The sequence below is a fragment of the Enterobacter sp. 241F3 genome, assembly GCF_034106785.1.
Classification (GTDB): domain Bacteria; phylum Pseudomonadota; class Gammaproteobacteria; order Enterobacterales; family Enterobacteriaceae; genus Enterobacter; species Enterobacter vonholyi.
This window is the reverse complement of sequence record NZ_JAWNDD010000005.1, coordinates 76,440-96,352: the sequence shown is the minus strand read 5'-3', so window position 1 is coordinate 96,352 and position 19,913 is coordinate 76,440. Positions and strand designations below refer to the sequence as shown.

Sequence of the window (19,913 nt, the reverse complement as noted above, 5' to 3'; positions counted from 1 at the left end):
AGGATATTTGTCAGGAGGAAACAATGAGTTTGCAGTCTGTACAGCAGTTTTTTGCCGACAACGCGCCGGATATAGACGTCATTGAACTTAGCCAGAGTACCGCTACCGTTGCGTTGGCTGCTGCCGCCCACCGTGTGGAACCGGGACAAATCGCCAAGACCTTGTCACTAAAGGTGAAAAATGAGGTGATTCTGGTGGTAGCGAAAGGCGATGCGCGTCTGGATAACAAAAAGCTGAAAGACACCTTTGGTGCAAAAGCGCGCATGCTCAGCAGTGATGAAGTGGTGACCATAACCGGTCACCCCGTTGGGGGCGTGTGCCCGTTTGGCCTGGAAAACCCGCTCGCGGTTTACTGCGATGTCTCGTTAAAGCAGTACGCCGAAGTGCTGCCCGCCGCAGGCGCAATTCACAGCGCTGTGCGTATCTCACCTGACAGAATGGCAGAGCTGACTTCCGCAAAATGGGTGGATGTTTGCATCTGATTGATGCGCCAGAGCCTGTCTGGCGCGCAACAGGCAGGTTATAAAAAGGTCGGCTTGCTAAGCGTCGGACTTCGCGGTTCTCTTGCCGAAAGGTGGGTAATAATATCTGCCGCATCGAGCAACCCTACGTCAGAGTTCACCCCCAGCTTCACCATCGCATTAAACTTATGCGCCCGGATGGTCTTAATATTGCGTTCAAGCCGTGCCGCGATTTGAGGAATGGAATACCCGCAAGACATATAACGCAATATTGCCCTTTCCGTTGGGCTTAACATTCTGCTTTGACTCCGGTACCAGTGATTCATCATATTGTCATTGATGCACAAGGTTTCACTCAACAACACCATGAGTTCCTTCTGCAGGAGCTCAAGCGTCAGCGATTTACTAACCACACCGTGAAGGCGTGACGGGGAAAGATAGCTAATTAATCTTGCTTCCATCTCGTCAGCGACCAGGATGATGCGCTGGATATGACCATGCGTAAACGCAAAATCCCACAGGTGCGCCAGGCAGCTACGACGCTCTTCCCGCGCATCGGAATATGAATAGATCAGCGAGAAAAAATTGACGTGCTGAAGTGCTTTCTTAAAACTGTCAAATTCACTAAACAGATGCAGTTGGTAATGATTCAGGCCGGGCATCGCAAAAAGATGCTTTAGCCCAACAGCACTCATCGTGCAATTTTCGACGATGGCAATATGGCTTGTTGAATCGGTTTTTTCCATTCTTCGAACTCTCCATAGGCTGACATCAAACTCAGCTCTCGCATTCCCTGTGTACTGTTTATCCAGGCGTACATATCGGCGTTACTGCGTAATGAAAGTCGTCGCATCGCACTGTTTTTCTGCGCACTGATGGTTTTATTGCTCTTCTTGAGCAATGTGGCGATTTGGTTGATCCCCCATCCTTTACCTAACAGTCTCAATACCTTGCGTTCGGAGTGCGTGAGCGCGATAACATGTTCGTTTTCCTCCTCTGAACTTAGAGGTTCCGGGGTTAACAACATCTGGCTTACTCGCTCTGCGCGTTCGCGACCTGCCCGTACAGCGTTAACCAGGCCTTCAATGGGTTCCATATCAGAAAGCAACGTACTTTCAGGGCGCACAAGTAACTCAACGGCAATAGGGTTAAGTGGCCGCGAAACTAAAAAGATCCAGTGAATATTCCGGTATTGATTCAATAAACTGAAATACTCTTCAAGCGCCCCTCGAGGATTCCAGTATTCGCCTGAAATGTCGGCAATGATGACGTCAGCGCGGCGTAGCTGGAGCAGCGTTAACTCCTGCAATGAGTTGCAATAGGTCAATTCAAAATCGGGGAAATGGCGAGTCATCACGCCCCCTAACCCGTTTTGCATCACAGGTATCCGGCTGATGATAACGCTATGCTTACCGTGCAAAGACAACATAGACCCTCCGTGTCCATTCTTCATTTGATGAGTAACGTTAAAACGCATCAACGTATGAGTATTTTTGTCCCTGAGTGTAATGCAGGTTAATACAAGTAGAAGATGAGATGTATTCTTAGTATAAGAAATGCCTAAACAGCACTAATATCTCACAAAGCGAAACAAAATTTAATTGCAGTGCCATTAAAATAACTACAATATAAAATTAGAATAACTAAATATAAATAACTTATCTTTCAATATTAATTATTCATGAAAATGATAAATTAATCCCAAGCTCTTCCGCACTAAGGGACGGCAACTGTTTGCATAAACCTTGATCTGGCCCACAGCAAGAGACACTGCACTTTGTGTTAAAAATAATTGCTATGGCCCAACCGGCAACTTTCACCCTTTTTCAGGACAATACATGCAGGCAGATCGGTCAACGCAGCGTGCTATCACGCGGCTATGTATCCAGTGCGGTCTTTTTCTGCTCCAGCATGGCGCGGAAAGCGCGCTGGTTGAGGAGCTTTCCACCCGACTGGGACTGGCGCTGGGTATGGATAGCGTTGAAAGCGCTATTTCATCCAACGCCATTGTGCTGACCACGATTAAAGATGGTCAGTGCCTGACCTCCACCCGCAAAAACCATGACCGTGGCATTAACATGCACGTCGTGACCGAAGTGCAGCACATCGTCATCCTTGCTGAACATAAGCTTCTCGAACTTCGGGAGATTGAAAAAAGGTTCAGCCAAATTAAGCCATTACGTTATCCGCGCTGGCTTGTCGTGTTGATGGTAGGGCTGTCGTGCGCCTGCTTTTGTAAGCTCAATAAAGGCGGCTGGGACGGTGCGATCGTCACCTTTTTCGCCAGCAGTATCGCCATGTATGTTCGTCAGTTGCTGACGCACCGACAGCTGCATCCGCAAATTAACTTCTGTATTACCGCGTTTGTCGCCACCACGGTTTCCGGTCTGCTGCTGCGCCTGCCGCAGTTTGCCAGCACCCCGACGATTGCTATGGCCGCCAGCGTGCTTCTGTTGGTCCCGGGCTTTCCGTTGATAAACGCCGTCGCCGACATGTTTAAAGGGCACATCAATACAGGTCTGGCACGCTGGGCTATTGCCAGCCTGCTGACGCTGGCGACCTGCATCGGCGTGGTCATGGCCATGACACTCTGGGGGTTACGCGGATGGGCGTGATAGATTTTCTGCTGGCGCTGGCACAGGACATGCTTCTGGCCGCCATTCCTGCCGTCGGCTTTGCGATGGTATTTAACGTTCCGCAACGCGCGTTGCCATGGTGTGCACTGCTGGGCGCGATTGGTCATGGCTCGCGAATGGTGATGATGACGGCGGGTTTTAACATCGAATGGTCAACATTTATGGCTTCCATGCTGGTTGGCAGTATCGGCATCCAGTGGTCGCGCTGGTATCTGGCGCATCCAAAAGTGTTCACCGTCGCCGCCGTTATCCCGATGTTCCCGGGCATATCTGCGTACACAGCGATGATTTCCGCGGTGAAAATCAGCCATTTTGGCTACACCGAACCTCAGATGATCCTCCTCCTGAGCAACTTTCTTAAGGCGTCGTCCATCGTTGGCGCGCTCTCTATCGGGCTGTCGATCCCCGGGCTGTGGCTGTACCGCAAACGCCCACGCGTTTGATATTTGTGTTATTTCGCTGCCGTGGAGATAATCCTTCTGGTCCGTTTGGTGAAAATAAGGAAAGGATGTGGCTAACCCTGGCAGCGAACACCCCGAGCACAGCGAAGAATCTAGCCTGAAAGAGAAAATCTTTCAGAGCGCCATCGCGCTTTTTGCCGAGTATGGATTGAACGGTGCCCGCATGGAGCAGATCGCGGAGAAAGCGGGTACGACCAAACGCATGGTGGTTTACCATTTTAAGAATAAAGAGAACCTCTATCTCCTGGTCCTGGAACATGTTTACACTCAGATTCGCGCCAGTGAAAAAGCGCTAAGCCTGGCGGGAATGCCTCCCGTCGAAGCGCTGGTCAATCTGGTTGAAGCTACCTTTGACTATCATGCCGACCATCCGGATTACATCCGTATTATCTGCATGGAAAACATGCAGCGCGGCCGCTTTATGCAGCAGTCGAACTATCTTCGTCAGGTCAACCGTAGCGCGCTCGACCTGCTGGAGGGCATCCTGCACCGGGGCAAAGAAAAACAGCTATTCAGCCAGACCGTTGACGCCCGCGATCTTCACCGCCTGATAAGCAGCTTCAGCTTTCACTACGTTGCCAACAGCTACACCTTTACGCTGTTGTTTGAAGATGGCGCAGACGAACAGGCTCAGCGCGAGCACTACCGCAAAATGGCCGTTCAGGTAGCGCTCCGTTACACCTGCCCATAAAATTGCTTGCAATTAAATTGCACACTATCTATATTCATCTCATGAACGCGAAAACGAACGACGCAACCGCTGCGCTCAAGCTGGATAACCAGCTCTGCTTTGCCCTCTATTCGGCAAATCTGGCGCTTAATAAGCTGTACCGGCAGCTGCTGGCACCGCTGAACCTGACTTACCCGCAATATCTGGTGATGCTGGTGCTGTGGGAGCAGGATGACATAACGGTGTCGGACATCGGCGAACGGCTGTTTCTGGACTCTGCGACGCTGACGCCGCTGTTGAAGCGGCTGGAAAGTGCCGGCCTAATCAACCGTCACCGTTCGCGTAAAGACGAACGTCAGGTCGCCGTCACCCTGAGTGAAACGGGACGTGAACTTCAGCAGCAGGCACGGGGTATCCCCGATGCGGTGGGTTGCGCAGCGCAGTGTGATACTGACACTCTGGTGACGCTCAAACAGGAGCTCGAACTTTTGCGACAACAGCTACACCGCGCGTAACGCTATACTTTAGGCGTTATTATTTGCCCATATATATCGCACGCTATTTAATAGCACATATCAAAACAAGATGAGGAACCTGCCATGTCTTTAGAAAAAGTTGTTTATACCGCCAAAGCAAAAGCCACCGGTGGCCGTGACGGCCGTGCCACCTCCTCCGATGGCGTACTGGACGTCAAACTGGGTGTGCCAAAAGAGATGGGCGGCATGGGCGGAGAAGTGACTAACCCTGAGCAGCTGTTTGCTGCGGGCTACTCTGCCTGCTTCCTCGGCGCGATGAAGTTCGTGGCCGCACGCGACAAATTCACCCTGCCAAAAGATGCCTTTATTGAAGGCGAAGTGGGGATTGGCCCGCTGCCAACCGGTTTTGGTATCGAAGCAAAGCTGAACATCCATGTTGAAGGTATGGATCCTGCGGAAGCTAAAAAGCTGGTCGATGCAGCACACATTGTTTGCCCGTACTCTAACGCGACCCGCGGCAACATCGACGTCACGCTGAACATCATTGCGTGATAACTGCCTGATGGCGCTGCGCTTATTCGGCCTACGACTGTAGCCTCGGTAAGCGCAGCACCACCGGGGAAATCCCCTCCTTCCCTTTCCCCTCTCTGTGCTACCATAAGCCCATATCACGCCCGTAGTAATCAGTAGAGTAAGCGTTATGTCCTCCAGAATTCTGACCACCAGCATTGCTGGCATTGATGCCTTTATGCGCGACCCACGCGGTGTGTTGACCCACGCTGAAGGCGGCACGGTTGCCGTTTTTGCCGACAACGCGCCGGCGTTTTACGCAATCACACCGGAACGTCTGGCACAGCTTCTGGAGATTGAAGCGCAACTGTCACGCCCGGCGAGCGATGTCACGCTGGACAACCAGTTCTTTGATGAGCCGGTCAACGTTCCCGTGACCGTTCCAATGGGAAAATTTGCTCTTTACACGGGCTGGCAGCCGGATGCGGATTTTCAGCGGCAGGCCGCGCTGTGGGGGATTGCGTTAACCCAACCGGCCACCGCGGAAGAGCTTGCCGCGTTTACTGCCTGGTGGCAGGCGGAAGGTAAAGTCTTCACCCATATTCAGTGGCAGCAAAAGCTCGCGCGTCATCTGCAAATTACTCGCGCCGGCAACAATGGCCAGCCAAAACGCGACATCAACGCGTTTTCAGAACCGGATAAACAGATCCCCAGCGGATTCCGAGGTGCGAAATGAAGAACGTCGGCGACCTGATGAAACGTCTGCAAAAAATGATGCCTGCCAACGTGAAGCCTGCTTTCACCACCGGTGAAGAGCTGCTGGCGTGGCAAAAAGAGCAAGGCAAGATCCGCGCCGCCGCGCTTGCCCGCGAAAATCGGGCAATGAAAATGCAGCGCACCTTTAACCGTTCCGGTATCCGTCCCCTGCACCAGAACTGCTCGTTCGATAACTATAAAATTGAGACCAACGGGCAGATGAACGCCCTTGCCGCCGCCCGTCAGTACGTGGATGAATTCGACGGCAATATCGCCAGCTTCATTTTTAGCGGCAAGCCGGGCACCGGCAAAAATCACCTTGCTGCCGCCATCTGCAACGAGCTGCTTCTGCGCGGTAAATCGGTCCTCATCATCACCGTGGCCGATATCATGTCCGCGATGAAAGACACCTTCAGCAACCGCGAAACCAGTGAAGAGCAATTGCTTAATGATTTAAGCAATGTCGATTTACTGGTCATCGACGAGATTGGCGTTCAGACGGAATCCCGCTATGAAAAAGTGATCATCAACCAGATTGTCGATCGCCGCTCTTCGTCCAAACGCCCCACCGGCATGCTGACGAACCACAACATCGACGAAATGACCCGCTTATTAGGTGAACGCGTCATGGACCGCATGAAGCTGGGTAACAGCCTGTATGTCATTTTCGACTGGGAAAGCTACCGCAGCCGCGTTACCGGCAAAGAGTATTAAGACAGTTCCAGGAATCGCCGACAGGGCATAGGTATATACTGGAACCCCTCGGCCCAAAACGGACCTTTTTGAGAGAGCCATAATGAAAAAACAGATTCTAATCAGCACCTTTTTAGGCGCGCTGCTGGTGACCGGCGCAGCGCAAGCGGCGTCCTGGCAGGAGTCCCTGTCAAGCGCAGCAAATGAGCTGACCAAAGAGAGCGGCAGCTCTCAGGGTGGACTCTCCGCCTCTTCTCTTACCAGCCTGCTGGGCAACAGCTCCCAGAGTCTGAGTGCGGGCACGATGAACAACGCGGCGGGGATTCTGGAATATTGCGCGAAGCAAAAGCTGGCCTCCGTGACCGACGCGCAAAACGTGAAAAACCAGGTGTTGGGTAAACTGGGTCTGGATACCCAGGAGCAAAAAGCGGACACCAACTATATGGACGGCATTCAGGGCCTGCTTAACGCACAAAACGGGCAGCAGCTGAATCTGAGCACCCTCGGCAACTCTTCTCTGGCAAAACAGGTGAAAACCAAAGCCTGCGATCTGGTGCTGAAACAAGGCGTTAATTTCATCTCCTGATCCATCCCATTTTCTGCCACAACACGCCGCGTTTAATGCGATAGTCTTGCAGCGCGGCGCTAAACGAGCGTTTTCCCCACCTGCCACCGCCTCAGCGTCCGTTTGTCAGGATGTGCACGTCTTCATAAAAACGATTTTCTAAACCAAATCCTAACAACAGCACACTTTCGTGACACTAAAATTGCAGCTTAACGACATCGCAATTACATTGTATGACCCAAAAAATAAACAGTTAGCCAGCGAATTATCTGGCATCACGAGGATATGCTGTTGTCTGAATTCATGTCTCTTATCCTTTTTCTGGCTTCTGTCGGCGTTTACGCGTGGAAAGCCGGCCGTAACACCTGGTGGTTTATCGCCACGCTGGTGGTGCTCGGCATTTTTATTATTTTAAACATTACCTTATACGCCAGCGATTACTTTACCGGTGACGGTATTAACGATGCGGTACTCTACACGCTGACGAACAGCCTGACGGGCGCGGGTGTGGGCAAGTACATTCTGCCTGGGCTCGGCCTTATCGTCGCGCTGGTGACGATATTTGGCGCGCTGGCCTGGGTGCTGCGTCGACGTCGCCATCATCCGCACCATCATGGCTACAGCCTGCTGGCGTTATTCCTGGCGCTGGCCTCCGTCGACGCCAGCCCGGCGTTCCATCAGATCACCGAGCTGGTGAAATCGCAGTCGCGCGACGGCGATCCGGATTTCGTGGCTTACTACAAAGAACCGTCGAAAACGATCGCCAACCCGAAGCTCAACCTGGTCTACATCTACGGTGAAAGCCTGGAACGCACGTACTTTGATAACGATGCATTCCCGAACCTGACGCCGGACCTGGGTGCGCTGAAAAATGAAGGGCTCGATTTCAGCCACACCATGCAGCTGCCCGGTACGGATTATACGATTGCCGGGATGGTTGCCTCCCAGTGCGGTATTCCGCTGTTCGCGCCTTTTGAAGGTAACGCCTCAGCCTCCATGTCGACCTTCTTCCCGCAGAATATTTGCCTCGGCGATATCCTGAAAAACTCCGGCTACGAAAACTATTTTGTGCAGGGGGCAAACCTGCGCTTTGCCGGAAAAGATGTGTTCCTGAAATCCCACGGTTTTGACCACCTGTATGGCTCAGAAGAGTTAAAAACGACGGTTGCCGATCCGAACTATCGCAACGACTGGGGCTTCTATGACGATACGGTACTCGACGAAACCTGGAAGAAATTCGAGGAGCTGTCCCGCGCGGGCAAGCGTTTCTCTCTCTTTGCGCTGACGGTGGACACACACCATCCGGACGGGTTCGTCTCGCGCAGCTGCAAGCGCAAAAGCTATGACGTGGACGGCAAAAACAACAAATCTTTCAGCGCCGTCACCTGCAGTCAGGAGCACATTGCCGCGCTGGTCGAGAAAATCAAAGCCTCGCCCTGGTTTAAAAACACCGTCATCGTCGTTTCGTCTGACCATCTGGCGATGAAAAACAGCGCATGGGATCAGCTCAATAAGCAGGATCGCAGCAACCTGTTCTTCGTCCTGCGCGGCGACCAGCCGCAGCAGGAGGTCATTGCCACCAAACGCAACTCCATGGATAACGGCGCAACCGTGCTGGACATTCTGGGCGGCGACAACTTTATTGGCCTTGGCCGCAGCACGCTGTCGGGGCAGTCCCTGTCGGAAGTGTTCCTCAACATGAAGGATAAAATCCTCGCCTGGAAGCCAGACATTATCCGCCTGTGGAACTTCCCGAAAGAGATGAAGGACTTCACCGTCGATCGGGATAAAAACACGATTGCCTTCTCGGGCAGCAGCTTCCGTCTGCCGCTGCTGGTGCGCGTGTCGGAAGGGCGCGTTGAGCCGCTGCCGGAAAGCGAATATTCCGCGCCGCTGCGCTATCAGCTGGCCGATTTCGCGCCACGCGATAATTTTGTCTGGGTCGACCGATGCTACAAAATGGGCCAGCTCTGGTCGCAGCCGCTGGCGCTTTCTACCGACTGGTGCGTCTCTCAGGGTCAGCTCGGCGGGGAGCAAACCGTGCAGCACGTTGATAAGGCGCAGTGGAAGGGCAAAACCGCGTTCAACGATACGGTGATTGATACCGCGCGCTATCAGCACAACATCGACATGCTGAAAATCAACGATAACGATATTCGTTACAAAGCGGATAGCTTTATCTTTAACGTGGCCGGCGCACCGGAAGAAGTGAAGCAGTTTAGCGGCATCTCGCGTCCGGAGTCCTGGGGGCGCTGGTCCAACGCGCAGCTGGGCAATGAGGTGAAAATTGAATACGCCCATCCGCTGCCGGAACAGTTCGACCTGGTGATCACCGCCAGAGCGTATGGCCCCAATGCTAACAAGCCCGTACCCGTGCGCGTGGGGGATCGGGAGCAGACGTTAACGCTTGGATACGACGTGAGCACACAAACGCTGCATTTTGAGAACCCTTCGCGCAGCAATACCCTGGTGATCGTGCCGCCGGACCCGCAGTCCACGAATGAGGGAAATATCCTTGGGCATTCACCGCGCGAGATCGGAATTGGCATGGTCGAAATCAAAATCATCAGCAAAGCGGGTTAATGCGCGTCGCGCCCGGCGTTCCGCTGGGCGCTTGTGAAAATAAATAATCCTTTATAAGCCTTATAAATTAGATAAAAACACTTTATATAAGCCTTTTTTATCTATAAATATCCCGCCAAAAACCAAATAAATAAAATGTGCAGCTCCTGAAATCACCACGGAGCGTTACGCACTTTTATCATGCTAACCGGCTATAAGTTCGAATCCATCCGGGCACTGTGCAGCGAAAATGTGATTGCCTGGGAGGTATTGTCCACGGCAAAGCCCCACGTCGATCTTGAAGACTACTTTGGCTCGATGTCCTCGACGCTGCGTAAGGCGCACTTCTTTGCGCAGCTTCGTCATGCCATGTTTTGCGAAGAGGGCGACAAGTTTTACCTCAATGCGACATCGGATTTACTGCTGGAAACGGATTTCCTCGACAGGCTCAAAGAAGAAACACCCTGCCCGGAGAGACTTGCTATCGAGGTCACCGATCTCCATACGATGGTACAACTCGACGATACGCAAAGCCGGGCGCTGAGGAAATGCATCGCAACGCTCCATCAGTGGGGAATAGAAGTGTGGGCAGACGATGTTTGCGAAGACCTTCTTCCCGAACTTTTGACCAGCCAGATCCGCTTCTGCGGCATCAAAATTGACAAACATACCTTCTGGAACGGACGGATCGAGCAGGCAAAGTTTCTGCATCTCACCCGCCAGTGCAAGCGCATCGCCAGCAAGGTACTGATCGAAGGCATCGAAACCGCGGGTGATTTCGCGCTGGCCCGCGCCAGTGCGGCCGATTACGGCCAGGGCTATCTGTGGGGTAGAAAATGACCCCTTTCATTCTGAATGCTGGCTATCAGGTTATCGTTCTGAGCGGGAATACGTTTTTATGGCTTGGCCTCACTTCGATGATCTCGACGGCCGTTACCCCTCGCCCGGAGATGTATTGGATCCATGACGTTAATCCGGAAGGGCTTTTTCGCCTGCAGGAACGGCTGCTCAATACACACGCTGGAGAGAACTGGCTGGTATTTACGGATGCAGCGCGGGTCTGCGACGTTCACGCCTTCCTGCGCAACGAGCGGGTCCGAGTGGTCGCGGACAACCTCTCTTTTGCGCAGCTAAGCCACTGTTTTAGCGACACGACATTCGCCTTCGAAAACGCCGCCATGCTCTCGTATCAGGAGAGACGGGTTTGCATGTTGCTCCATAAAGGATTCAGTCCGGTTCGCATCGCAAAAATCATGAATAAGTCCCCTAAAACGATCTACACCCACAAGCGTAACGCGATGAACAAATTTTGCTGCCACAGCCTGGCGGAATTCCATCGAAAACTCTGCCTGCTGGACGCTCAGTCATTCGCTTTGTAATTCCACTGTTACTCACGTCAGGAAATAAAATCATGAAAATTATTCCCACCGTTGCATGTTGTTCCGTTCTCCTGCTTCCTGCTGCTGCGATCGCCGCAGACAGTAGCGCAAGCGCGACGATGCACGTATCACTTGAGGTCGTAAAGTCGTGCACCCTCAAAGCCAACGACCTCAACTTCTCGCGTCACGGCTCCGATGAGTCGAGCGAAATCCAGGCCAAAACGCAGGTCGATATCGTCTGTACCAACGGCACGCCTTTCACCCTCACCGCCACCAGCAACGACGGCGAAAACGGAACCTTCTGGCTGAAACCGGAAAACGGCGAAACGGGCGCACAGAAGATTGCGTGGAAACTCTTTGCCGACGAAGGCAAACAGACGCAAATCACCGGCACGAATGGCCTGGACGATACCGGCAACGGTGTGGAACAGGAGGAAACGCTGTATGGCGTCATTGAAGCCGGGGCGCTGACAACCGCCCAGGCAGGTACCTACAGCGACGATATCACGTTAAAACTGGAGTACTGATCGTGCGTCGCTACCTTCCCTGCTTCATTCTATGGCTCATGATGCTGGCGCTGCTGTCACGCTACGCGCTGGCCGCCACGCTTCAGGTGGCCCCGGTAACGCTCGATCTGCAGAGCGACCAGCGGGCAGCGGCGGTCTATCTCACTAACAGTGGGAAAGCGGCCATCCATGCGCAGATTCGGGTGTACGAATGGACGCAAAAAAACGGTAAAGATGTTCTGGTGAACACCGGGGAGGTGGTCACCAGCCCGGCGATGACATCACTGGCACCGGGCCAGCAGCAGCTGGTGCGCATTATCGTCATGCAGCCAGGCAACCGTGCACAGGAGCAAAGTTACCGGCTGGTCATCGACGAACTGCCGGACGCCACGTCCCGCGCCGCCAATCCCACCGCGGTGCACTTCCTGCTGCGCTACTCGATTCCGGTGTTTATTGCCGGGAACCAGAGCGCGCCCGTCAGCCACGATGCCCTGAGCTGTGAGCAGGCAGACATACCGGCCACTCTCCGCTGCTTTAACGCCGGAAACCGCCATATCCGCCTGAGCCACCTTGAGGCCCTGACGGCCGATAGGCAGGTTGTAGGGTCGATTAAAGGCCTGGCGGGCTATGTGCTCCCGGGACAAACCGCTCTTCTACCGCTTAAACATGCTTCACGTCACGCGCTCAGCTCGCTGCGCGTCTATCTCAATGATGACCATCATGCCAGCCAGATACCCCTGCGCCCGCTCGCTTCTCGCGCTCCTGTTTTGGCTACCGCTCATGCTGTCAGCCCGGGCTGAACCCGCCGACACCGTACAATGGCTGGCCATTACCGTGAACCACGCCCCGCGAGGCGAGCTGTGGGCCTGCCGGGTGGTGGATAATGCGCTATGGATAAGCCGCAGCGACATAAAAAAGCTGGGGCTTCACGCCCCGGACGATCGCGCAGAGTGGGTTGAGCTAACCTCCCTGCCGGGCCTGAAGGTCAATCTCGACGTGCTGTCCCAGCAGGTGTCAATTACCGCAGAAGCAGACGCGCTCGAGGGCCAGCAGCATCTGACCGTCTCAAGGCCCACGCCGATGTACCGCTATCCTGATGCGCAGCCCGTCAACGCCTATACGCTCGGATACGCGCTTTACGCCAGCGACGTGCAGGGGAAGCGCCAGCTTAACGCCCAGACCATGCTGACCGCGTCCGGTGGGCTACCCGGAACGTTCAGCAGCAGTTTTTCAAGCCATGCCGGGGAGGAAAACAGCGCCGGTCGGCCTACCCACACGCGTCTCGAAACCCGCTGGCAGTGGGACAACACCGACTCGCTGACCACGCTGGCGCTGGGCGACAGCATCACCACCGGCACCCGCTGGAGCCGGCAGGTACGCTTTGGCGGTCTGCACTGGGCACGTAACTTTGAGCTTAATCCCCAGCTCAATACCGAACCGCGCAGCCGCTACAGCGACACGGCCGTGCTGCCTTCCACGGTCGATTTGTATATCGACGGCCTTAAGCAGAGCAGCCAGCGCGTCACGCCGGGAGACTTTCTGCTGGATACCCTGCCCTCCTTCACCGGCAGCGGGCAGGCGGAGGTGGTGATTACCGATATCAACGGCCAGCGTCGCACCGTACAGCTCGATCTCTACGGCGCGCCGGGCATGCTGGCGGAAGGGCTCAGCAGCGGTTCGCTGGACATCGGCTGGATGCGGGAAAACTACGCCCTGCACTCCGACGACTATGCCGCCTCGCCGCTGCTGGACGCGGGCTGGCGCTATGGGGTGAATAATCACCTGACGCTGGCGCTGCATACGGAGCAGCAGCGCAGGCTGCACAACGTGGGTACGGGCGCTGACTGGCTGGTCTCCCCCGCCGTAGGGGTGGTCAGCCAGCACGTTGCCGTGAGCGACAGCCCTTACGGGCAGGGCGTTCAGTGGGGCCTCGGCTGGCAGTGGAACGGCAGAGGAACGGGCATTTCTGCCAGCACCGTCCGTACCGGGGCGGATTTCGCCGACAACGCCCGCATGAGCGGTGCCGCGCCCGTCAGACGCAGCGACAGCGTGTGGGTAAGCCAGTCCATCCCCCACTTCGGCACCGTGGGTGCGGGCTGGGTACAGCAGAACATTCAGGGCAGCACAGAGCGCTACCTCAACGCCTCCTGGTCGGTGTCGCTGCCGGCACACATCTCCACCACGCTGAGCTATACCCGCTCGTTTACGGACGCGTCGAGCCACGTTCAGCTGCTGCTTTCCGTCCCATTGGGTCGCGAGGACACGCTCTCCGCTCAGGCCAGCCGGGATACGTCGCGCATGGATTACCGCCACCAGCCAGACGATGAGGCCGGCGGCTGGTCATGGGAGCTGGGCCAGGGCTTTGGCGAACGACGTGAAAGATATGCGGACGTAGGCTATCTGGGCCGAGCGGGCGAATGGCACGTTGGGCTGCAGCAGGGTGCCAGCCAGGGCAACCAGTACGCCTCCGCCGAAGGTAGCCTGACGCTGCTGGACGGCAGCCTGCACGCGCTGCGCTACATCCAGCAGGGCATGGCGCTGGTGTCCACGCACGGCATTGGGCACGTACCGGTGATGCTGGAAAACCGCCCGGCCGGTGAAACGGATGAGGACGGTTATCTTCTGCTGACCGACCTGCCGCGCTACCACAACAGCAAAGTCAGCATTAACCCGCTCGATCTGCCCGCCGATGTGATCGCCCCCGTCACCGACATGCATGCCAGACCGGGCAACAGCAGCGCGGTCAAAGTCGATTTTAACGTCCATCATGCCGTCACGGTTCAGGCCCGGCTGGTCGACAGCCGCCGCAGGCCGCTCCCGCTGGGCAGCGTCGTGTCAACGCCGCAGGGTGCCACCATCGTGGGACGCGATGGCTTTATCTGGCTTGAAGATCCGCCCCTGCCGGGTGAACTGGTGGTGAAAACCGGTGAGGAAGAGTGCCGGGTCACGCTTCCGGCGCCGCGCACCGGGTCATCTATACAGAACATCGGAGAACAACTGTGTCATTAAGAGCACCGTTATTATTGCTGCTCGTCCTGTCCGTGAAGGCGATGGCGGCAGCCTGCTGGATAACCTCCATGCCCGCCATTAACTTTGGCAACGTCGTGGCGGGCAATACCACCTCCGTCAACACCGAGGTCAAATTTAGCTGCCAGGCCGACAACGAGGGCAGGACGGAATATCTTAACGTCTGCCTGAGCAGCGTAGACGCCCCGCCCTTTGAGATGATCTCGCCGGGGGACCAGGAGGGAAAACAGTACACCCTCCTCTTCCGCCTGCTGAACGGCGCAGCGCGCTCTCAGGAGCTGGGGCCTGCCAGCAGCGGGAACCTGATTCAGCAGACTCTGGCCGCGCAAAGCAATGCCAACGTCAGCGGTACCTTTCCGCTTATCGCTACCATTCCGGCAGGGCAAAGCCAGCTTCCGGCCTACCACTATTACAACTACAACATGAATCTGCGTATCGCCTGGCACAGCGCCCTGCGTCAGGATGCCCTGCAAAACTGCTCGGACGGTTCCGCAGAGGGGGAGCAGGTGCAGGGCGGCACCAGCGCACAGGCCGAAATCAGCCAGGGATGCTACATCGAGCGCGTGACGCCCCTTAACTTCGGCACCCTGACCAGCACCGCAACCCTGCGTCCGACACGTTCCACCGCCACCCTCACCACGCGCTGTCCGGCCGGAACCGCGTTCACCCTTGCCATGGGCAAAGGCAACCATGCCAGCGGTAACCAGCGGCAGCTCTGCAACAGCGAGGGCCAGTGCCTGCGCTACGGGCTCTGGCAGGATGAGGCGGCCACGCAACGCTGGGGAGATCGAAGCAGCGGCGATGCGCTGCAGGTCACCAATCCCGCAGGCGGCACCCAGAACTACACCGTTTATGGCGAGGTTCCGGCACAGCCGCTAACCGGTACCGGGGAATTTATTGATGACGTGATTATCACGCTAACTTATTAAACCACCCAAAATCCTGTCTGGATCAATGTTATCGGTAACAGTGGCGTTAAAATAGCCAGCAATGCAGCCCGGAAGGCGTAGACCTTCTCTTTTATTTTTATCTCTGTTTTTATTACAACAACTTATGAAATACCTGCTTGCTGACGCCATCGTCTATAACGACGAGGACGGTTCTGTTTCTCTTATCAATGCGCCGGATGAGGATGCGCAGCTCCTCACCTGTACGGCCAATACCATCATGAAGCTGCTGGTTCAGCATCATGGGAACGTGGTTGAACGGGAAACCTTTCTCCAGGAAGTCTGGGATCGGCGAGGGCTCCAGGGCTCTAACAACTCCTTAAACCAGTACATCAGCATTCTGCGCAAGATGCTGGCGGCCCTGCTTCCCGACGCGCTGCTTATCGTTACCGTACCGAAAACGGGCTTTATGCTCAGCGCGGACGTCACGGTCACCCCGCTGGAGGAGGCCCCGCCGGCCGCCGAAACGGCAAAACCTGCATGGCGCGTTCGCCCGGAATGGCTGTTCTGCGGCGCGCTCACGCTGATCGTCGTTGCGCTATGCCTCTGGATCGCGCTGATCAAGCCAGAAAATTCACAAAGGGAGATCCATCTGCTGACGCATATCGGCACCTGCCCGGTCTACACCTTTACGCCGCTGGCGGATGTATTTCACGGGAAGGCAATAACGCTGGCGCAAACGCTTCAGAAGGACGGCCATCTTCCGTGCCTGAAAAATTCAATTTTCTACATGCACATTCAGAGAACGCTTTTCTACGGCCACGAAGGGCGGCTGGTGCTCTCCCAATGTTCCCTCACGCGGGGTAAAGCCAGCGCCTGTCGTACGCTTTACTATTACGAGTGGTGATATGAGACACAAAAAAGTTTGGCTAATCCTGTTCCTCAACCTGCTGCTGCTGGGCGCCGTGACGGCGTGGTACTTTCACACGCCCCCGCTGTCGGTGGCCTGCGATGGAAACCTGACCTTCTCCGACCGGCGCGACAGCCACGATTTCACCTTTGACGGTGAGATCATTATGCGTTTTCATCCCGACAAAACGGGGTACATCACGGTTAACGGCAGCGTAGTGAATGCCCCGCGCAGCTGGGAGGTTTCCCGCCAGGAGATGTTTAAATGGCGTCACGTGGAGGGCGAACTGTATGAGATTGCTATTCAAAAAGTGGAGCGTTTTAGCCATGACGCCATGCCGCCCGGGGTCTTTGAAAAATACGTTGCCGGCCTGACGCTGGGCAATAAAAGGCTCCTGACAATAGAGCGCACGCCGGAAGACGCGCTGGTGATCAGCAATTTCTATTCGCCGGTGCTGATCTGCTCGGAATAATGTCGACGGGTCAGGCTATACTTGCCGCCATGACTATTCGCATTCGCCCTACCACCCGCAACGACGTTGCCGCCCTGCCCGCCATTGAACGCGCGGCGGGGGAGCGCTTTCGGGAAGACCCGGAACTCGCCTGGCTTGCCGATGGCGAGGTCATTTCAACTGACCAACACCTCGGCTATGTCGAACGCGGGCTAAGCTGGCTGGCGCTGGCAAACGACCACCCCGTCGGGTTTATCCTCGCCGAAGCCCATTCGTCATCACTGTTTATTGTCGAACTCTCGGTCGATCTGCACTCGCAGGGAAAAGGGATCGGCAGGCAGCTCATCGCCTGCGCGGCAGACCATGCACGTAACAGGGGGCTGACAGCGCTGACGTTGACGACGTTCAGGAACGTACCGTGGAATGCGCCGTTCTATGCTCGGCTGGGGTTTGAAAAAATGACGACGCTGACGCCTGAACTGCGTCGGAAAAGGGAAGAAGAGACAGCGCACGGCTTCGCGTATAAAACGCGCTGCGCCATGCGCCTGCCTCTGTAATATCGCCCGGTGGCGCTGCGCTTACCGGGCCTACAAAACCCTGAACCGTAGGCCGGGTAAGGCGTAGCCGCCACCCGGCACAACATACGGCGTTAGAAGGTTTCCCAGTTATCACCTGCGTCAGCGGTAACCGCTTTACGCGTCATCGCCGGTGCTGCAACGGTTTTCGCAGAAGCGAATTCGCGAGCTTTCATCTGCTCCTGCTGAATGCGGAACACCGCCACGGCCTGCGTCAGACGGCTTGCCTGCTCTTCAAGGGCGGCCGCCGCTGCGGCAGATTCCTCAACCAGCGAGGCGTTCTGCTGGGTCACGCGATCCATCTCTGCTACCGCCAGGCCCACCTGGTCGATACCGCGGCTCTGCTCGTCAGACGCAGAGGCGATTTCACCCATGATGTCCGTGACGCGTGTTACCGCATTCACGATCTCACCCATGGTTTCACCGGCGCTCTCGACAAGCGTTGAGCCTACTTCCACGCGGCCCACGGAGTCTTCAATCAGGCTCTTGATCTCGCGTGCCGCCTGGGCGCTGCGCTGGGCCAGGTTACGCACTTCACCTGCCACCACCGCAAAACCACGACCCTGCTCGCCCGCACGCGCCGCTTCTACCGCCGCGTTCAGTGCCAGAATGTTGGTCTGGAAAGCAATGCCGTCGATCACGCTGATAATGTCGGCAATTTTCTGCGAACTACCCGCGATATCGCGCATGGTCTGCACCACGTTGTCCACCACTTTGCCGCCTTTCTGAGCGGTTTCAGAGGCGCTCAGGGCAAGATGGCTTGCCTGACGGGCGTTTTCGGCGTTCTGCTTAACGGTCGCCGTCAGCTGCTCCATGCTGGCAGCGGTCTCTTCCAGGGAAGCGGCCTGCTGCTCAGTACGGGAGGAGAGGTCGTTGTTGCCCATCGCAATTTCGCTCGCGCCGCTGTAGATCGCATTCGCGCCGTTACGCACGTCGCCAACGGTACGCACCAGTTCGCCCTGCATATGACGCAGCGAGTCGGCCAGTTCACCCATCTCGTTGGTGCCCTGAACCTCAATACGCTTCACCAGGTCGCCGCTGGCGATATGGCGAATGTTGTCGATCAGACGATTCAGCGGAGAGATCAGCGTCTGCTTAATGTTCAGCCAGACGGCCACGATCACCACCAGCACGGCAATCAGGACGCTAATCAGCACCCAGATAGCCTGGCTGTAGGAGCTGTTGCTGTCTTCGACCGCCGTCTGATACAGCTTGTCGTTCTGCTGCAGGTAGCTCACGTACTGCTTCTCAAAACCGTCCTGATAGCTCTGGGTCGGCTGGTCGAAGAAGGCGTTGATTTTGCCCGCGCCCAGCAGCTGAATCAGCTCCGCCAGCGCGCCGTGGTAAATATCATAGTTACGCTTGATCTCCATGGCATCCGCATCGCTTTGACGCGGATCGCGCGGCAGGGCTTCATAGGCAGCCCAGTTTTTTTCCGCCTGTTTCAGAGACGTAGACGCGATTTGCATCAAATCGTTAACGGTCGCGCCGCTGCCGATATTGCTCTGATCCATCATGTAGCGGATACCCGCACGGTTCAGGGTATTACGGGTTTGCAGCAATGCTACCCAGCTGGCGTTCAGCGTGGATTGTTGCTGGCGAATGGTTTGCAGGACGGTGAAATTCTCTTTGTCATTCTTAAGGGCATTAAAGAAAAGACCACCGGACGTGAGTTGTAAAAGGCCAAATATCGCTAAAACCAGCATTAAGCTGGTGACAATCTTGATACGGTTTAACATGTTTTCTCTTTCCTCAGACAGATACAGAATTTTCGGCCTGGAAAGGGAAAACTTTACGAAAATCATCCTGGAATTTGTGGTTTTTACTCTTCTTCCCGCGCTGCGTTATGCCGGTTTCCGAGTTCAATAAACTCTTCCAGCAGCGCCGTCAGCTGTTTCATCTTCTCCGGCGTGTATTCCGCCTCGATCTGCTGATACGCCTCTTCGACCTGCGCCTGGGCGTGTTCATACAGCGCATTTCCCTCTTTGGTCAGCGATACGTACAGCTTGCGCTGGTCGTTCACCGGCTTCAAGCGCAGCACCAGGCCGTCGCGCTCCATCCGCGTCAGGATGCCGGTCAGGCTGGGACGCAGGATGCAGGTGCGAAACGCCAGATCGTGAAAATCCATCGACGGATGTTCAGCCAGCACGCGCACAATGCGCCACTGCTGCTCGGTCAGGTTATGGCGCTTCACGATTGGGCGGAAATAGGACATCGCCGCTTCCCGCGCCTGCAGCAGCGCGATGGTTAATGAATCATGCATAGCGTCTCCCCTTCACATCATTAACAAGTAAACAATCACTAAAAGATGTTTTTATAAACAACGCGTTTTCCGTCAAAAAGTCTAACAGAAACCCGTCAATTTTATTAACTCTATGATTTAAATAT

At 55.5% G+C, this 19,913-nt stretch carries 23 protein-coding genes; 19 read left to right on the top strand and 4 right to left on the bottom strand.

Translation table 11 applies throughout. From position 1 onward, the window contains the following. Positions 1–23 precede the first annotated feature (23 nt). Complete coding sequence (locus UR504_RS14760) at positions 24–482, top strand: YbaK/EbsC family protein (protein ID WP_115876508.1); 459 nt, start codon at positions 24–26, stop codon at positions 480–482. 38 nt (positions 483–520) lie between these two features. On the opposite strand, the gene bglJ is transcribed toward UR504_RS14760, so the two are convergent. Together bglJ and UR504_RS14750 are read right to left on the bottom strand one after the other, a co-directional pair. Beyond that, positions 521–1,156 carry a DNA-binding transcriptional activator BglJ gene (bglJ, locus tag UR504_RS14755; RefSeq protein ID WP_302235880.1) on the bottom strand — a complete coding sequence of 212 codons (636 nt, stop codon included), beginning with the start codon at positions 1,154–1,156 and terminating at the stop codon, positions 521–523. After that, positions 1,153–1,890: a helix-turn-helix transcriptional regulator gene (locus UR504_RS14750; protein ID WP_115876514.1), complete on the bottom strand. Its 738-nt coding sequence runs from the start codon at positions 1,888–1,890 to the stop codon at positions 1,153–1,155. Before UR504_RS14750 ends, bglJ begins: the two co-directional genes overlap by 4 nt. 409 nt (positions 1,891–2,299) lie before the next feature. On the opposite strand from UR504_RS14750, the gene UR504_RS14745 reads away from it, so the two are divergent. The 18 genes from UR504_RS14745 (at position 2,300) to UR504_RS14660 (ending at position 17,507) form a co-directional block, all read left to right on the top strand. Then, a complete protein-coding gene (locus UR504_RS14745; protein WP_115876516.1) occupies positions 2,300–3,076 on the top strand; it encodes a threonine/serine ThrE exporter family protein in 777 nt (258 codons plus the stop codon). Beyond that, on the top strand, positions 3,067–3,540 hold the full coding sequence (locus UR504_RS14740) for a threonine/serine exporter (RefSeq protein ID WP_020885295.1): 474 nt from the start codon (positions 3,067–3,069) through the stop codon (positions 3,538–3,540). Before UR504_RS14745 ends, UR504_RS14740 begins: the two co-directional genes overlap by 10 nt. Positions 3,541–3,607: 67 nt before the next feature. Next, the gene (locus tag UR504_RS14735; protein ID WP_111964103.1) at positions 3,608–4,249 is read left to right on the top strand and encodes a TetR family transcriptional regulator; all 642 of its coding nucleotides are present in this window, start codon (positions 3,608–3,610) and stop codon (positions 4,247–4,249) included. A 41-nt stretch (positions 4,250–4,290) separates the two neighbouring features. Beyond that, on the top strand, positions 4,291–4,743 hold the full coding sequence (locus UR504_RS14730; RefSeq protein ID WP_127729540.1) for a MarR family winged helix-turn-helix transcriptional regulator: 453 nt from the start codon (positions 4,291–4,293) through the stop codon (positions 4,741–4,743). An 84-nt stretch (positions 4,744–4,827) separates the two neighbouring features. Next, complete coding sequence (locus UR504_RS14725) at positions 4,828–5,256, top strand: organic hydroperoxide resistance protein (RefSeq protein ID WP_023310299.1); 429 nt, start codon at positions 4,828–4,830, stop codon at positions 5,254–5,256. Between the two features lie 148 nt (positions 5,257–5,404). Further along, the gene (gene dnaT, locus UR504_RS14720) at positions 5,405–5,950 is read left to right on the top strand and encodes a primosomal protein DnaT (RefSeq protein ID WP_127729538.1); all 546 of its coding nucleotides are present in this window, start codon (positions 5,405–5,407) and stop codon (positions 5,948–5,950) included. Continuing rightward, entirely contained in the window at positions 5,947–6,684 is a 738-nt protein-coding gene (gene dnaC, locus UR504_RS14715; protein ID WP_014168503.1) for a DNA replication protein DnaC, read from the top strand. The genes dnaT and dnaC overlap by 4 nt, the downstream gene beginning before the upstream one ends. Before the next feature lie 82 nt (positions 6,685–6,766). Continuing rightward, positions 6,767–7,249, top strand: coding sequence for a DUF2501 domain-containing protein (locus UR504_RS14710; protein WP_232960158.1), 483 nt, complete (start codon positions 6,767–6,769; stop codon positions 7,247–7,249). 270 nt (positions 7,250–7,519) lie between these two features. After that, complete coding sequence (gene opgB, locus UR504_RS14705; RefSeq protein WP_302235682.1) at positions 7,520–9,811, top strand: phosphatidylglycerol--membrane-oligosaccharide glycerophosphotransferase; 2,292 nt, start codon at positions 7,520–7,522, stop codon at positions 9,809–9,811. A gap of 180 nt (positions 9,812–9,991) precedes the next feature. Further along, the gene (locus tag UR504_RS14700; protein ID WP_302235679.1) at positions 9,992–10,630 is read left to right on the top strand and encodes an EAL domain-containing protein; all 639 of its coding nucleotides are present in this window, start codon (positions 9,992–9,994) and stop codon (positions 10,628–10,630) included. After that, entirely contained in the window at positions 10,627–11,169 is a 543-nt protein-coding gene (locus UR504_RS14695; RefSeq protein WP_127729532.1) for a helix-turn-helix transcriptional regulator, read from the top strand. Before UR504_RS14700 ends, UR504_RS14695 begins: the two co-directional genes overlap by 4 nt. A 32-nt stretch (positions 11,170–11,201) precedes the next feature. Then, entirely contained in the window at positions 11,202–11,696 is a 495-nt protein-coding gene (locus UR504_RS14690) for a spore coat U domain-containing protein (RefSeq protein ID WP_143344621.1), read from the top strand. A gap of 2 nt (positions 11,697–11,698) precedes the next feature. Continuing rightward, complete coding sequence (locus tag UR504_RS14685) at positions 11,699–12,475, top strand: molecular chaperone (protein ID WP_302235675.1); 777 nt, start codon at positions 11,699–11,701, stop codon at positions 12,473–12,475. After that, entirely contained in the window at positions 12,396–14,684 is a 2,289-nt protein-coding gene (locus UR504_RS14680; RefSeq protein ID WP_302235673.1) for a fimbria/pilus outer membrane usher protein, read from the top strand. The genes UR504_RS14685 and UR504_RS14680 overlap by 80 nt, the downstream gene beginning before the upstream one ends. Further along, entirely contained in the window at positions 14,675–15,631 is a 957-nt protein-coding gene (locus UR504_RS14675) for a spore coat U domain-containing protein (protein WP_274241911.1), read from the top strand. The genes UR504_RS14680 and UR504_RS14675 overlap by 10 nt, the downstream gene beginning before the upstream one ends. A 124-nt stretch (positions 15,632–15,755) precedes the next feature. Continuing rightward, the gene (locus tag UR504_RS14670) at positions 15,756–16,496 is read left to right on the top strand and encodes a winged helix-turn-helix domain-containing protein (protein WP_302235670.1); all 741 of its coding nucleotides are present in this window, start codon (positions 15,756–15,758) and stop codon (positions 16,494–16,496) included. Position 16,497: 1 nt separating this feature from the next. Next, on the top strand, positions 16,498–16,971 hold the full coding sequence (locus UR504_RS14665) for a hypothetical protein (protein WP_023615762.1): 474 nt from the start codon (positions 16,498–16,500) through the stop codon (positions 16,969–16,971). 29 nt (positions 16,972–17,000) lie between these two features. Next, a complete protein-coding gene (locus UR504_RS14660; RefSeq protein WP_302235667.1) occupies positions 17,001–17,507 on the top strand; it encodes a GNAT family N-acetyltransferase in 507 nt (168 codons plus the stop codon). A 92-nt stretch (positions 17,508–17,599) separates the two neighbouring features. Here UR504_RS14660 and tsr read toward each other — a convergent pair whose 3' ends face one another. Both tsr and hpaR read right to left on the bottom strand, forming a co-directional pair. Next, complete coding sequence (tsr, locus tag UR504_RS14655) at positions 17,600–19,264, bottom strand: methyl-accepting chemotaxis protein (RefSeq protein WP_302235665.1); 1,665 nt, start codon at positions 19,262–19,264, stop codon at positions 17,600–17,602. Positions 19,265–19,347: 83 nt separating this feature from the next. Further along, positions 19,348–19,788, bottom strand: coding sequence for a homoprotocatechuate degradation operon regulator HpaR (gene hpaR, locus UR504_RS14650; protein WP_023334396.1), 441 nt, complete (start codon positions 19,786–19,788; stop codon positions 19,348–19,350). Between the last annotated feature and the right edge of the window lie 125 nt (positions 19,789–19,913).